Here is a 13718-nt window from a genome sequence, read left to right on the forward strand (position 1 = left end):
CCCGTGGAGGCATCCCCCGCCGACGTCTGCGTCTGCGATTCGGCGGCGGTACCGGTCAGGCCGTGCGGTCGGCGGCGAGCTGGGTCGCCAGGGCGGGGATTCCGAGGGCCTGTTCGTCGGACGGGGTGGCCTGGTAGAGCTTGTTGGTCAGCTGGTACGGGTCGTTGACCAGGTCGTAGTACTCGCGGAACTTGACCTGGTCGGTGCCGGAGACGGTGCCGTTCCCGTCGGTGGTCAGGTCGTAGTACTCCGTGTACTGCTTGTCCTTCGCCACGTACGAGGACCAGGTCGGCACCCCTCCGGCGGCGGTGCCCTGCTTCCACCACTCCACCAGGAGGTGGTCGCGGCTCTGGGAGGAGAGCAGGGAGGTGCCGTCCTGCGGGGCGGCGGGCGTGATGCCGGCGGCGTCGAGGATGGTCGGCGCGATGTCGATGTTCGCCACGATGCGGTTGTCCACGGTTCCCGCGCCGAGGCCGCCGGCCGGCCAGGAGAGGTAGAAGGGCACCTCGTGGGCCGGGCGGTAGGGCACCGACTTCGCGGTCCAGCCGTGGTCGCCCCAGCTGAACCCGTTGTCGCCGATGTAGATGACGAGCGTGTTGTCGAGCTGACCGAGGGCCTGGAGCTTGTCCTTGAAGGCCTGTACGGCGTCGTCGACGGAGAGCAGGGTGCGCAGTTGCTCCGCGCGGATGGTCCGGCCGTCGGCAAGGGTGCCGGTGGCGTTCTTGACGTACGCCGGCTTGTCGCTGCGGTCGTTCTCGGGGACGGAGGGCCGGCCGTTCCAGTCGGGCACGGGGGTGCCGGCGTACTTCGCCTCGGGGGTACGGGGGCCGTGGGACGCGTACGGAGTGACGTACGCGAACCAGGGCCGCGTGTCGGTGGCGGCCTTGTCGAGGAACTTCAAGGTGCGGTTCTTGACGATCGTGGTGGTGTAGCCGTTGATCGTCTGGACGGTGCCGTCGACGTTCCACTGGGCGTCGACGTAGCCGGGCTGGAGGAGCGCGAACTCCTCGAAGTGCGGCGGGTTGTCCGCCAGGGTCCAGGAGTTGAGGTACTTGCCGAACAGGCCGGTGCGGTATCCCGCCTGCTTGAGGTACTTCTGCACGGTGGTGCTCTGGTCGAGCGCGTACGACGCCTTGTTGTTGCGTACGCCGTGGTTGTGGGCGTGACGGCCCGAGAACACGCTGGAGCGGGAGGGCGAGCACAGCGGGGTGGTGACATGGCCGTGGGTGAACTTCACGCCCTGGTCGGCGAGCCAGCCCAGGGTCTTGGGCAGCGCCCAATCGGTCTGCTTGGGCTGGTCGTCGGTGACGATCAGCAGGATGTTCGGCCGGCCCGCGGCAGCGGCGGGGGTGGCTCCGGCGACCTGCGCGAAGGCGGGCACGGCGGTCGCGGCCGCGACCGCGGCGGCACCGCCGAGAAAGCCTCGCCGGCTCACCTGCGGGCGTCGATTCTCGCTCATGATGTCCATTCCTCTGGGTGCGACTGCACAAGGGGGCGCAACGGACGGACGCACGGCGGAACGCACGTCGGTGCCGCGGCGGAGAAGGGGAAGAGACGGGAGTCAGGCGGGGGCGCCAGGTGGGGATCCCGTGGGGGGAGCGGCGCGATCAGCGCGCCGGGGCGACCGTACAGAGGGCGCTGGCCACGTGCCCTTGGTCGACGTGGCGGCGCGCAGTGAGGATTCCTGCTGCCATGGCCACGACACTAGGCGGAGTGGATCCGCCACTCCATGTACGGCGGATGAAATGGCGCACCGCTCCGCCCTCTTCGCGATCGGACCGGAGCCCTCGCCGAGAACTCGCGTGCGGCCACGTCGCCTCTCTGCGAGCATGCGTCGCTGTGAAGATCACCGACTTCGTCGTCCGCCGTGCGGTCGACTCCGACGCCGCCGCGGTGGCCGAGGTGTGGCTGCGTTCCTTCGCGGCGGCACTCCCGAACGTGCGCCGAGCCCATTCGGACGACCAAGTCCGGTCCTGGTTCCAGGAGGTGGTCGTGCCCGGCCGGGAGACATGGGTGGCGACGGTCGAGGGCTCCGTTGTGGGCCTGATGGTCCTGGACGGCGAAGACCTGGACCAGCTCTACCTCGACCCGGCCTGGCAGGGCCAAGGCATCGGCGGCCGCCTCGTGGACCTGGCGAAGCAGCACCGTCCGGCAGGGCTGGCGCTCTGGACGTTCCAGGTCAACGGGTCTGCCCGTCGCTTCTACGAGCGGCACGGCTTCGTCGCCGCAGAGCGCACCGACGGCCGACGCAACGAGGAACGCGAGCCGGACATCCGGTACGTCTGGCGACCTGCGAAAGAAGTGTCCTGACGGACGCCCGGACCGCCCGGACCGCCCGGACCGCCGGGACCGCCGGGGCGGCCGGGACCGCCGGGACCGCCGGGGCGAGAATTGCGCCGCATGGCGGGGTGAGGAACGAGGGCGCGCGGGGAGGTCTTCCCTGCGCGCCCGTCCGCGTCAGGCGGGGTCCTCCTGTGTCGGCGACTTGATGAGGGAGAAGGCACCACCCTGGGGGTCGGCCAGGACCGCCATACGACCTGCGGCCATGTCGAAAGCCGGAGCCAGGACGGAAGCGCCGGCCCGGACCGCGGCCGCTTGGATGTCATCCACGCTGTCGACGTGGAAGTACGGCTGCCAGTGCGGCGGCACGCCCGGCGGCATGGCCGCCAGGTCCATCATGCCTCCCACCGCACGACCGGCGACCTTGAACTCGACGTACCCCTCGCCCCCGGGCATCTCGGAGCGGGCCGTGCTGACAGGCAGGATCGCGGAGTAGAAGGCGGAGGCGGCCGGGAGGTCGCCGGTGACCAGCTCGTTCCAGATGAGCGCGCCATGCTCGTTGACGATGCCCGCACCGCCGAAGGTACCGGCCTGCCACAGGCCCACGACGGCGCCCGCCGGGTCGGCGATCACGGCCATCCGGCCCAGGTCCATGACGTCCGCCGGACCCATCATGACCGTGCCGTGGGCCTCGGTGACGGACTTGACCGTGGACTCGATGTCGTCCGTCGACAAGTACGTCGTCCACATCGTCGGCGGCATGAGGTCCGGAACCGTCCCATCCGGGTTCATCGCCTTCATGATCCCCGCCACCGGCCTGCCCTTGAGCGTGCAGACCGCGTAACCGCCCGTCTCCTCCGGTCCCACTTCCCCCTGCCAGCCGAAGAGATCGCAGTAGAAGTCGATCGCGGCCTGCTGGTCAGGGGCCATCAGATCGATCCAGCACGGCGTGCCGGGTTTGTAGGGAACGTTCATCTCGGGCACGGATACCTCCGGGAAATGCGCTCGGGGAAAGACAGGCCATCCCGTACCCGGGCCGCGCGCACGGAATCGAGCCGTACGGGTGAAGCCCGCGGGCGGTGGCGGTCGCCGCCGACTCCGACCTCGAGATGGTTCAGGTGGCCCGGGTCGCGCCGCGTGGCCAGGAGCTTGAAAAATATATAGACCGGTCTATTCTTCAGGCATGGTTGGAGCCAAGGGGAACAAGGGAACCGAGACCAGCTCGCGGCTGGCGGAGTCGATGTTGGAGCTGATCCAGAGGCATGGGTACAGCGGTACGGGACTGAACGCGGTGGTGGAGCATGCGGGGGCGCCGAAAGGGTCGCTTTACTTCCACTTTCCGGAGGGGAAGGAGGAGTTGGGGGCGAGGGCGGTGGAGCTGGCGGCGGCACGGTTCGGGGCGTTGGTGGCGGATTCGGCGATGGGGTCGGATACGGCGGGTGAGGTGTTGGGGCGGGTGATCGATGAGCTGGCCGGGATGCTTGACGGGAGCGACTTTCGGTTGGGGTGTCCGGTGTCGGTCGTGACGTTGGAGATGGGGGCGGAGAGCGAGCGGCTGCGCGGGGCGTGTGCGGATGCGTTCGAGTCGTGGATCGGGCCGGTGGGCGAGCTGCTCGTCGCGAAGGGCCGTCCTCGGGCCGTCGCCCGTGCATTGGCGACCGCGGTGGTCAGCATGGTGGAGGGGGCGGTGATCGTGTCGCGTGCCCAGCGGTCGACCGAGCCGCTGGACTGCGCCGCGCAGGCCATCGCCGTACTGCTGGCAGAGGGTGCGGAGGGCTCGGCGTGAGTGCGGAGGAGCGGCACGCACTGGTGCTGGGTGCGAGTGGGTTCATCGGGCGCCACGTGGTGCTCGCGCTGGGACAGGCCGGGGTGCGGGTGAGTACGGCCAGTCGGAGTGACGCGTCCTCCCAGCGGCTGGCGCGGTGGTTGGCCGGGCGCGGGTTCGGCGAGGCTCCGGCCGACTTCCGGGTCGATTACACGAAGGCGTCGCTCATCGGGGGCGATGGCAACAGCGACGGCATCGGCCATGGCAACAGCGACCGCAAGGGGGATCTCGACGGGATCACCGAGGTCTACAACTGCGCCGGTGCCTTCCGGTTCGGGATGGCGGAGGACGAGGCACGTCATGCCAACGTCGACAGTGTGCGCGCGGTCGTCGAGTTCGCGGCGCGACTGCCGCGGCTGCGCCGTCTGGTCCAGATCTCCGGGTACCGCGTGGGCGGGCAGGACGCGGAGCCGTGGAGTGAGGAACGCCGGCGCGAGACCTACCGGGCGCTCGGCGCCTACGAGGCGTCCAGGGTCGAGGCGGACGCCGTGTTCCGGGACCTGGCGACGCGGTTGGGCGTTCCGTGGTCCATCGTCAATCCGGCCAGTGTGATCGGCGACAGCGTCACCGGTGAGAGCGACCAGTACCTCGGGCTCGCCACGAACCTGAACGCCCTCTGGCGGGGCTCGCTGCCCGCGTTCCCGGGTAACGGGCAGACGTTCGTCCCCGTGGTCGCGGCCGACTACCTCGCCCGGTTCATGACCCTGCTGCCGACGGACGCGGCCACGGAGCACACCGCGTACTGGCTCCTGGACGACGACACGCCCGCGCTGCCGGACCTGCTCACGCTCGTGGCGGAGCAGTACGGCGTCAAGGCACCCCGGGTGCGTATTCCGGTGCCCTTGCTCAGACGGCTCCCCCGCCGGCTCACGCAGGCGGATCCGGAGACCTTGACGTTCTTGTCGACCGATCGCTATCCGACCGCTTCGGCCGATGCCGTGGCCGCCCGGCACGGGCTGACCATGCCGGACACCGCGACGACGATCCGCCGCTGGGCCGACCACCTGGCGGCCCACCGCTTCGGTGACGACGCCCCCGCGGATGACAGGCGGTTCACGACGACCGGCGGCATACGGACGTTCGAACTGGGTGAGGCCGGTGCGCCCACGGTGGTGCTCCCCGGTCTGCCGGTCAACGCGGACACCTGGGCACCGGTCGTCGCAGCCGTCGGGAACGCCCGCGCCGTCGATCTCCCCGGCCTGGGCATGAGCACCGGGTGCCGCGAGGACTGGCCGTCCTGGTCGGCCGCGCTGGTGACCGAGACCGGCGCCCGTCACCTGGTGGGTCACTCCATCGGCGCCGCCGCTGCCGTCGAGGCCGCGGCCGCGCACCCTCACGCGGTGGATCGCCTCACGCTCGTATCGCCCTTCTTCCTTCAGGCCGCCCCGCCGCGCGCCGCCACGTGGACGCCCCTGACCCGCTGGTTCCTGGGCCGGATCGCTCCCGCCGCGCTGGCCGAGCGGCTGACCGGCAGCACGGACCACGCGGCCTCGCTGCGATCGGCCGTCGCGGATCTTCGCCGCGGCGCCACCGCGACCACCACGGCCCGGCTCCTGGCCGCCAGTGCGCACCCGCGGTGGCGCGCGGACCTGCGGGCCGGACTGCGGCAGTACCCCGGGCCCGTCCACATCATCGTGGGCTCCGACGATCCGCTCACCCTTGAGGGACAGTCCCTGCTGGACGCCCTCCCCCACGCCACCGTGACCGTGATCGCCGGTGCGGGGCACCATCCGCAGCTGACCCACGCACAAGAGGTCGCTCGGGCTATCGCGGCGAGCAGGTGATGGCCCCCAGCCCCTGGCCGCTGGCCCCGGCCCCGGCCTCGGCCCACGGGATTGAAGGGGGCGTCACCGCCGTAACGCACGCCCGTGACGCTGTCGGCAGGTGGGTCGCGTCGACGTCCAGATGGATGTCGACGCCCACGAAGCCGCGGATGTCGACGCCCACGAAGCGATGGATCTCGATGCCCACGAATCCGCCGCATGACGGACAATCCTTGTGGGGGCTGGTGGACACCTACCGACCACAGGGGCTGCCATGACCGATCTGCCGGCCGGCGGTACGACGAGGGTCTTCCTCGTGGACGACCATGAGGTCGTACGGCGGGGTCTGCGCGACCTGATCGACGACGAGCCCGACATGGAGGTGGTCGGGGAGGCGTCCACGGCGGACCAGGCACTGGCCAGGGGGCCCGCGTTGCGCCCCGACGTGGCGGTTCTGGACGTGCGGCTGCCCGACGGCGACGGGATCGCCGTGTGCCGGGAGCTGCGGTCCCGGATGCCGGGGCTCGCCTGCTTGATGCTGACGTCGTTCGACGACGAGGACGCGCTCCTGGACGCGATCATGGCGGGGGCCGCGGGGTACGTGCTCAAGCAGATCAAGGGTGCCGATCTGGTGTCGGCCGTACGGACCGTGGCCACCGGGCAGTCGATGCTCGACCCGGCCACGACCGCCCGGCTCATGCATGCGCTGCGCGACCCTGAGGCCGCCGAGCCACCGGAGGACGAGCGCCTGGCGGCACTGTCCGAGCGTGAGCGTTCCGTGCTGGAGCTGATCGGCGAGGGGCTCACCAACCGGCAGATCGCCGAACGGCTGTTCCTGTCGGAGAAAACCGTCAAGAACCACATCTCGCGGCTGCTCGCCAAGCTGGGTGTGGAGCGCCGTGTCCAGGCGGCCGTGATCGCGGCGCAGGTCCACGGGCACGAGTCCGAAACGGGGTAGCTGCCCGGCCGGCAGGCCGGGGGCCTCGTGGGGGTCCGGGTCCGGGGTGTCGTCGCTGAGTTGCTCGCGGAGGTAGTTCCAGAGACGGCGATGATGGCCGCCGAGGGGACGGCGAGGAGGCTGCCGACGATGCCGGCGAGGCTGCCCGCTCCCTCACTCCCGGCCAGTCGGGAGCGGGACACGCCATTCGAGTACGGTGCCGCCGCCCGCCGCGTCCGGTCGGTGTCCGACCGACAGGTCGCCGCCCAGTCGCTCGGCCCGTTCGGTGAGGTTGCGGAGTCCGCTGCGGGAGCCACCCGGCGGGACACCGATGCCGTCGTCGCTCACCGTCACCGCGAGGATGCCGTCCTCGACGGCGACGGCCACCTCGGCGTGGCGGGCCCGCGCGTGGCGGGCCACGTTGGTGAGCGCCTCGCCGATGACCGCGACGACTTCCACGGCCGCCTCGGTCGGCACGTCGGTGTCGAGGAGGCCCTCCATGCGCAGGGCGGGGGCGAAGCCGAGCGCCGCGGCGGCCTGGTCGACCGCTTTGACGATGCGGCTCCTCAGCCTCGGGGCGGTCCCGGGGGTGTCGTGCTCCCGCAGGGCGAAGATGGTCGATCTGATGATCTTGATGGTGGCGTCCAGGTCGTCGATCGCGCGGGTCAGCCGGTCCGCCGCCTCCGGGTGCTCGACGAACCGGCGGGCGCTCTGCAGGGTCATGCCGGTGGCGAAGAGGCGTTGGATGGCCAGGTCGTGCAGGTCGCGGGCGATGCGGTCGCGGTCCTCCAGGAGGCTCACCTGCTCGGCGTCGCGGCGCCGCTCGGCCAGTTCGAGGGCGAGTGCCGCCTGTCCGGCGAATCCGGGCAGGGCGACGATCTCGGTGCCCTCGAAGGGCGTCCGCCCGTGGCGTCGGGCGAGGATCAGCACACCGCTCAGCCGTTCCTTCGTGCCGACCGTGACGGCCACCGCCGGTCCGAAACCCTTCCAGCGTTCGGGCTGCACCGTGATGCGGGGGTCGTTCTCGACGTCCGCCACGGTGATCAGGCCTTCGCGCGTCAGTGCCGCGGCGGCGAGCGTTCCCTCGCTGCTCGGCAGGACGACCCCTCGGTGGGCCTCGGCTCCCTCACCGCCGGCCAGCGATCCGCGGAGTTCGCCGCCCGGTCCGACCAGGTAGAAGACCCCGATGTCTGCGGCTGCGATGTCCACGGCGGCCTCCAGCATCCCGCTGAGGACCTCCGTCTCCTCCGCTCCGGACAGGAGGGCGCTGGTGATGCCGGAACTCGCGGCCAGCCACCGCTGGCGCAGTCGTCCCTCCTCGTAGAGCCGGGCGTTCTCGATGGCGATGCCGGCCGCGACGGCCAGGGTCGTCACCACCGCCTCGTCCTCCGAGTCGAAGTCGGCTCCGCCCCGCTTCTCGGTGAGGTAGAGATTGCCGAACACCTCGTCGCGCACGCGGATCGGGACACCGAGGAAAGTGCGCATCGGTGGGTGGTGGGGCGGGAAGCCGTACGAGGCGGGGTGCTCGGACAGCTCGGACAGGCGCAGCGGCTTCGGGTTGCGGATCAGCTCGCCCAGGATCCCGTGCCCGGACGGCAGCGCGCCGATCCGTCCGCGCAGACCGTCGTCGATGCCGACGGGCACGAACTCGGAGAGCCTGCGGTCGTCACCGATCACGCCCAGCGCCCCGTACTCGGCGTCCACGAGGGTCACCGCGGCCTCCACGATGCCGCGCAGCACCTGCGACAGGTCGAGCTCCCGCCCGACCGACATCACGGCTTCCAGCAGCCCGTTGAGCCGGTCCCTGGTGCCCCGCACGTCGTCGATGCGCGCCTGCAGCTCGTCGAGGAGTTCGTCCAGTCTCAGCCGTGGCAGCCGCGTGTCCGCGGACTCGGCGTCCTCCGGGCCCATCGGACACCTCCGGTCGCGTCAGAGGCGCGAACGGCACCCGTCGCGCCCTCCTTCACGGTAGTCCGGATGTCCGTTCCGTTCCTGCCGGACTCGTCCGACGGAACACGGTTCCCGGCCTTGAGGACGAGGTGGGCCGCCTGCCGACGATGGCGTCCCGGGCCGCCGCCGACGTCGTCACCGCGGGCTCACCCGCCGGGAACGGTGATCACCGGACAGTGCGCTCGGTGCAGCAGCCCGTGGACGACGGAGCCGACGCGCATCCCGGTGTACCCGCCGTGGCCCCGCCGGCCGACGACCACGGCGAGGGCGTGTTCGGCGGCGTGCGCCAGCGTCTCCACGGGTGAGCCGATCAGCACCTCGTGGGTGACCCGGACGTCGGGGTACTTCTGTGCCCAGCCGGCGGTGCTCTCCGACATCAGGCGCCGCTCGGCGTGGAACAGGGTGCCCCCCCGTGTGCAGGCTGAAGACGGGCGGCTGCCACGCGGCGACGGCGCGCAGCCGGCTGCGTCGGAGGTCCGCCTCCTCGAAGGCCAGGGCGAGCGCGGCCATGGAGGCGTCGCTGCCGTCGACGCCGGCCACGATGTGGGCCGGCTGCTGGGTGACGTGTTCCGCGTCCCCCACGACGACGACGGGGCACTGCGCCCGGGCCGTGACGGGTACCACGAGGGAGCCGGAGCTCAGGAACTCCTCGGTACGGCTCAGGTGCCTGGAGCCGAGTACGACCATGGACGCGTCCCGTGACTGGCCGGTCAGTACTCCCGCTGGGAAGCCGTCGACGAGGGCCGAGGCGGCCGGGACACCGGGCTGACGGGCCCGCGCCCAGTCGAGTGCGGCGTGCAGGGCGTCCCGGCCCGCCGCTGCCCGTGCCGCTTGCCGGGAGGTGTCACCGAGACTCTGTCCGTCGTGATTTCCGTCGTGAGTTCCGACGTGCTGTCCGGTGTGCTGACCGTCGTGATGTCCGCCGTGCTGTCCGGTGTGCTGACCGACGTGATTTCCGCCGTGCTGACCGGTGTGCTGACCGACGTGATTTCCGCCGTGCTGACCGGTGTGCTGACCGACGTGATTTCCGCCGTGCTGACCGTCGTGATTGCGGCCGTCCGGCGGCGGTACGGCGACCACGAGGCGGAGTCCCACGCCTCGCCGGTGCGCCTCGTCGGCTGCCCAGGCGAGGGCGAGGTGCCAGTTCCTGACGGGGTCGACGCCGACGACGACATCGCTGCGCCGGTTGGTTCCGGTCATGAGGGGCTCCCGTGTCCGGGATCGTGCCGAGGGATGAGCTCCACGGGGCAGTGGGCGTATTGCAGCAGGCTCAGAGTGGTCCACCCGAGGGTGGGCCCGAGACGTCCCGGGGACCGTCGGCCGCCGGCGACGAGGAGGTCGGCGTGGTGTGACGCGTCGACGAAGGCCCCGGCCACGCTGTGGCTCTTCTCGCCGTCGGCGTGCACCGTCAGTTCCGGGAACTCCTCCCGCACGTGGTCGGCGACCTGGGACAACGGCAGCACGTGGTCCCGGGCGTCGTGCTCCGCGCCGCGCCGCGACATCAGGCGGGCCCCCGGGGGCTCCCTCCAGATGTGCAGGAGTCGCAGCTGAGCCTTGCGCAGCATGGCCTCGCGTGCTGCCGCCGTGGCGCAGCCGAGGTCGGCGGCGTCCCGGACCGCCGCGAGCACGAAGCCGGAGACGGCGGGCTCGGCCGCACCGCGCACCACGACCACCGGTGTGGTGGCCGTCGACGCGACGTCGAGACCGACCGAGCCCAGGAGGAGGGAGGGGAACCCGCCGAGCCCACGGTGACCGACGACGATCGTTCCGCCGTGGCCGGCGGCCCGCCGCAGTGCGTCGGACGGCGGGCCATGGCCGAGTTCGGTGCGGAGCGCCAGCTCGGGACGGCGTGCCGCGACGGCCGCCACGGTCTCGTCGAGCAGCTCGCGACCGGCCCGTTGCTTCCGGTCGCTCTCCGTCCCGCGGAGGAACGGGGTCGCCGCGTCGGTGTCCGTCGCGTGCACGAGGACCAGGCCGCTGCCTCGCAGCGCGGCCTCCCGGGCCGCCCACAGGACCGCCGAGCGCGCGGACGGCGATCCGTCCACACCGACGACGACCCTGCCGGGGCCCGGGCCCGGGCGGCCTGAGGACGCTTCCATAATCCCTCCTCGTCCGTTCCGAGAGGACTGGTCTCACCGTGGCATCCGGGCCCGGCGGGCAGGAGGGCCACCGGGTCCAAGGCATGGGGCCGAAGGTCCCACCAGGAGCACACGGGCTCCGGTGCGTGCCGCTCCGAGGCCGGTCGCATCGCGGCAGCACGGAGATGTCTGCTCCGGAGGCCCGTCGGACCGCGGCAGCCCGGAGATGTCTGCTCCGGAGGCCCGTCGGACCGCGGCAGCACGGAGGGTCCGTTCCGAGGCCGGTCGGGCCCGGCGGTGGACCGTTCGGCCCTCGCGGGCCGCTCGCGGACCGACGACGGTGGTGACGAGGGGCGGCGCGGCGGCAGCCTCGAACAGGAGGAGCGGCGATGAAGCACTCGAAGGTCGGCGGCCTGATGACCGTCCCGGCGATCACGGTGCACGCCGAGCAGTCGGTGGCGGACACGTCCCGGCTGATGGTGCGTCGCGGGATGGAGCGCCTTCCGGTCCTCGACGAGGAGGAACGGCTGGTGGGGAGGGTGACCCGCCGCGATCTCCTCGCCGTTGTGGACCGGCTCTCGGCACAGGGGGACGACATCCGGCTCTCGCCCGCGGCGCGTACCGCCCGCGGCGTCTTCGCATGACCGCGCACACAGGCGGGACGAACCGTGTCCAATCCGCGCACACAGACGGGACGAACCGTGTCCACCACCGATCTGCCCCGGCCGCTCGTCACCTCGCTGGTCGAGGACGCGGTCACCGCGCCGTCGATGCACAACGCACAGCCGTGGAGGTTCCTCCACCGGACGGGCACCGACGTCATCGAGCTGTACGGGGACCCTGCGCGCGAGATGCCGCGTGAGGACCCCGACCACCGCGCCCTGCATCTGGGCTGCGGCGCCGCTCTGTTCAGCCTGCGCGTCGCCGCCGCCCACCGTGGTCTGGAGGCCGTGCCTTCGCTGCTGCCCACCGGTGGGGACCCCTGGCACGTCGCGGACGTCCGCGTCCGGGATTCCGCCGGTGACGAAGGCCTGGCCGTACTCCGTCCGGCTCTGCGGAAGCGGCACACGAGCCGATTCCCCTTCACCGAGGAGCCCGTCCCCTCGGAGGTCCTGGAGGGTCTCCAGGCCGCCGCCCTCCTGGAGGGCTGCCGGCTGGAAGTGCCGGGAGACTGGCACTCCGACACCGTCATGGGCCTCGTGCACACCTCCGAGCTGTTCGAGGCCGCGGACGACTCGGTCCGTGCGGAGGTCGCCACCTGGATCCGCGCGGGCGCGACCGGTGACGGCTCCGCGACCGAGGGCATCCCCCCGTACGCCCTCGGTCCGCGCCAGTACGACGTGACGTCTCCGGTACGGGACTTCGACGCGCCCCGCCGTGTGACCGGTCGCTCCTCCGCCAGCTTCGAGAAGCGCCCCAGGATCGTCCTCCTCGGCACGACCGAGGACACCCCGAGGGACTGGCTGAAGGCCGGCCAAGCCCTCCAGCGCGTGCTGCTCCGCGCCACGCTCGACGGTCTGTCCACGTCCCTCATGTCCCAACCCCTCGAATGGCCCGAACTCCGCTCCGACGCACGCGATCCGGCCTCCCCGACCGGCTATGTCCACATGGTGCTCCGCCTGGGATACGGGCCCCACGGCACGGCCACCCCCCGGCGGCCCGTGTCCGAGGTGCTCACCTTCGTCTGAGCCCCCGTGCGACGGTGGAGTACGTACCGCATTCCGAAGGAGGGCAGGCCATGTCCGAAAGCCCCGAACCCGGCCCCGCCGCTCCGCGGCCGGCTCTGTGGAGATCGTGGCCGGGACGCGGCTCACGCTTCGTCACGGTGGGCACATCCTCGGTTCGGCGCGGGCCCGTCTCACGTGGGAGGACGGGCACTCGCTGGCCGTGTCCGGGGACCTCGGGCGGGCCGGGCATCCCCTGCTGCTGCCTCCGGAGCCGTTCTCCGGTGCGGACGTGCTTGCTGGTGGAGTCGACGTACGGAGATCGGCGCCACGACCAGGAGACCGGGCGGTCGGAGTTCGCGGCCGTGGTCGCGCGGGTCCTCGCCCGGAGCGGGACCGTCGTCATCCCCGCCTTCGCCATCGACCGGACCGAGGCCATGCTCCACGAACTGACTGGACGGCGCGTGCGCCCTGAATGTTCGGCGAGTACGTGACCGTACGGGCCGAGGTCGCCGACGTGCCCCACTTCTCGGCCCACGCGGATGCCGGGCAGATCATCGACTGGCTGCGCGGCGCACCGCCCCCGCACACCACCTACCTCGTCCACGGCGAACCGGCCGCGTCCGAGGCGCTGCGCGACCGCGTCGACCACGAGCTGGGCTGGACGGCCGTGGTGCCCCGCTCGGGTGTGGCCGTCCTGGTCCGCTGACGCGGCGCCCGCGGTCCACGGCCGCGCCCGGCGCGGCCTCGGAGGGACCGGCACCGCACTCACGGGAGGAGGAACGCGTCATGACCGTGCAGCGGTTCACCGTCGCCGACGTGATGACCCCGAAGGTCGTCGCCGTGCGGCGCGGCGCGGAGTTCAAGGAGATCGTCGCCGCCTTGGAGCGGTGGAAGGTGACCGCCGTCCCGGTCCTGGAGGGCGAAGGCCGGGTCGTCGGCGTGGTCTCCGAGGCCGACCTGCTCCTCCGCGGCAATGTCGTGGAGCATCTGTTCCCGCTCTCCCACCACCGGGTCGACGTCCAGGTCGAGGCCGGTGTCGTGACCCTGACCGGCGGGGTCGGCGACAGCTCGCTGATCCCGCTCGCGGCGCGCCTGGCGCAGGCCGTCGAAGGCGTGGTGGACGTACGGTGCCGGCTCACCGGCGCCGCCGGGTAGTCGTGGCGCGCCGCCCCCCGTGCGGAGGTCCGCTCGGGCGCGCATGCTCGAAGCACGTCCGAC

15 protein-coding genes and 1 pseudogene are annotated in these 13718 nt (G+C 71.9%); 9 read left to right on the forward strand and 7 right to left on the reverse strand.

Annotated elements, in window-relative coordinates; translation table 11 throughout:
- Positions 1-55: 55 nt before the first annotated feature.
- Complete coding sequence (locus MRBLMG1_RS24170; protein ID WP_367826193.1) at positions 56-1459, reverse strand: sulfatase family protein; 1404 nt, start codon at positions 1457-1459, stop codon at positions 56-58.
- Between the two features lie 380 nt (positions 1460-1839).
- Here MRBLMG1_RS24170 and MRBLMG1_RS24175 point away from each other — a divergent pair, with 380 nt between their 5' ends.
- Positions 1840-2310 carry a GNAT family N-acetyltransferase gene (locus MRBLMG1_RS24175; RefSeq protein WP_367826194.1) on the forward strand — a complete coding sequence of 157 codons (471 nt, stop codon included), beginning with the start codon at positions 1840-1842 and terminating at the stop codon, positions 2308-2310.
- 147 nt (positions 2311-2457) lie between these two features.
- On the opposite strand, the gene MRBLMG1_RS24180 is transcribed toward MRBLMG1_RS24175, so the two are convergent.
- Positions 2458-3255 carry a VOC family protein gene (locus tag MRBLMG1_RS24180; protein ID WP_367826486.1) on the reverse strand — a complete coding sequence of 266 codons (798 nt, stop codon included), beginning with the start codon at positions 3253-3255 and terminating at the stop codon, positions 2458-2460.
- Positions 3256-3463: 208 nt separating this feature from the next.
- Here MRBLMG1_RS24180 and MRBLMG1_RS24185 point away from each other — a divergent pair, with 208 nt between their 5' ends.
- Complete coding sequence (locus MRBLMG1_RS24185) at positions 3464-4066, forward strand: TetR/AcrR family transcriptional regulator (protein WP_367826195.1); 603 nt, start codon at positions 3464-3466, stop codon at positions 4064-4066.
- Positions 4063-5889, forward strand: a complete 1827-nt coding sequence (locus MRBLMG1_RS24190) for an alpha/beta fold hydrolase (protein ID WP_367826196.1) — start codon at positions 4063-4065, stop codon at positions 5887-5889. The genes MRBLMG1_RS24185 and MRBLMG1_RS24190 overlap by 4 nt, the downstream gene beginning before the upstream one ends.
- On the opposite strand, the gene MRBLMG1_RS24195 is transcribed toward MRBLMG1_RS24190, so the two are convergent.
- The gene (locus tag MRBLMG1_RS24195; RefSeq protein ID WP_367826197.1) at positions 5870-6076 is read right to left on the reverse strand and encodes a hypothetical protein; all 207 of its coding nucleotides are present in this window, start codon (positions 6074-6076) and stop codon (positions 5870-5872) included. The two genes, MRBLMG1_RS24190 and MRBLMG1_RS24195, sit on opposite strands and share 20 nt — an antisense overlap.
- A gap of 66 nt (positions 6077-6142) precedes the next feature.
- Between MRBLMG1_RS24195 and MRBLMG1_RS24200 the strand changes: the two genes are divergently transcribed.
- Complete coding sequence (locus tag MRBLMG1_RS24200) at positions 6143-6826, forward strand: response regulator (protein ID WP_367826198.1); 684 nt, start codon at positions 6143-6145, stop codon at positions 6824-6826.
- Between the two features lie 153 nt (positions 6827-6979).
- Here the strand turns inward: MRBLMG1_RS24200 and MRBLMG1_RS24205 are convergent, their stop codons facing one another.
- Positions 6980-8716, reverse strand: a complete 1737-nt coding sequence (locus MRBLMG1_RS24205; RefSeq protein ID WP_367826199.1) for a GAF domain-containing protein — start codon at positions 8714-8716, stop codon at positions 6980-6982.
- A 185-nt stretch (positions 8717-8901) separates the two neighbouring features.
- Positions 8902-9132, reverse strand: a complete 231-nt coding sequence (locus MRBLMG1_RS24210) for a universal stress protein (RefSeq protein ID WP_367826200.1) — start codon at positions 9130-9132, stop codon at positions 8902-8904.
- Between the two features lie 37 nt (positions 9133-9169).
- On the opposite strand from MRBLMG1_RS24210, the gene MRBLMG1_RS24215 reads away from it, so the two are divergent.
- A complete protein-coding gene (locus MRBLMG1_RS24215; protein WP_367826201.1) occupies positions 9170-9457 on the forward strand; it encodes a hypothetical protein in 288 nt (95 codons plus the stop codon).
- Here the strand turns inward: MRBLMG1_RS24215 and MRBLMG1_RS24220 are convergent.
- Together MRBLMG1_RS24220 and MRBLMG1_RS24225 are read right to left on the reverse strand one after the other, a co-directional pair.
- Positions 9395-9955, reverse strand: a pseudogene (locus MRBLMG1_RS24220) (hypothetical protein); the annotation flags it as partial. The gene MRBLMG1_RS24215 and the pseudogene MRBLMG1_RS24220 sit on opposite strands and share 63 nt — an antisense overlap.
- A complete protein-coding gene (locus MRBLMG1_RS24225; protein WP_367826202.1) occupies positions 9952-10854 on the reverse strand; it encodes a universal stress protein in 903 nt (300 codons plus the stop codon). The pseudogene MRBLMG1_RS24220 and the gene MRBLMG1_RS24225, both read right to left, overlap by 4 nt.
- Before the next feature lie 368 nt (positions 10855-11222).
- On the opposite strand from MRBLMG1_RS24225, the gene MRBLMG1_RS37390 reads away from it, so the two are divergent.
- The 4 genes from MRBLMG1_RS37390 (at position 11223) to MRBLMG1_RS24245 (ending at position 13655) form a co-directional block, all read left to right on the forward strand.
- Positions 11223-11477 carry a CBS domain-containing protein gene (locus MRBLMG1_RS37390; RefSeq protein WP_414721639.1) on the forward strand — a complete coding sequence of 85 codons (255 nt, stop codon included), beginning with the start codon at positions 11223-11225 and terminating at the stop codon, positions 11475-11477.
- A gap of 57 nt (positions 11478-11534) precedes the next feature.
- Positions 11535-12521 (forward strand): Acg family FMN-binding oxidoreductase, encoded by a 987-nt coding sequence (locus MRBLMG1_RS24235; protein ID WP_367826203.1) that lies wholly within the window; start codon positions 11535-11537, stop codon positions 12519-12521.
- A gap of 451 nt (positions 12522-12972) precedes the next feature.
- Positions 12973-13206 (forward strand): MBL fold metallo-hydrolase RNA specificity domain-containing protein, encoded by a 234-nt coding sequence (locus MRBLMG1_RS24240; protein WP_367826204.1) that lies wholly within the window; start codon positions 12973-12975, stop codon positions 13204-13206.
- Between the two features lie 80 nt (positions 13207-13286).
- Positions 13287-13655 carry a CBS domain-containing protein gene (locus tag MRBLMG1_RS24245; protein WP_367826205.1) on the forward strand — a complete coding sequence of 123 codons (369 nt, stop codon included), beginning with the start codon at positions 13287-13289 and terminating at the stop codon, positions 13653-13655.
- The last annotated feature ends 63 nt before the right edge of the window (positions 13656-13718 follow it).

The organism is Streptomyces sp. LMG1-1-1.1 (assembly GCF_040815545.1).
In the GTDB taxonomy this organism is placed as follows: Bacteria; Actinomycetota; Actinomycetes; order Streptomycetales; family Streptomycetaceae; genus Streptomyces.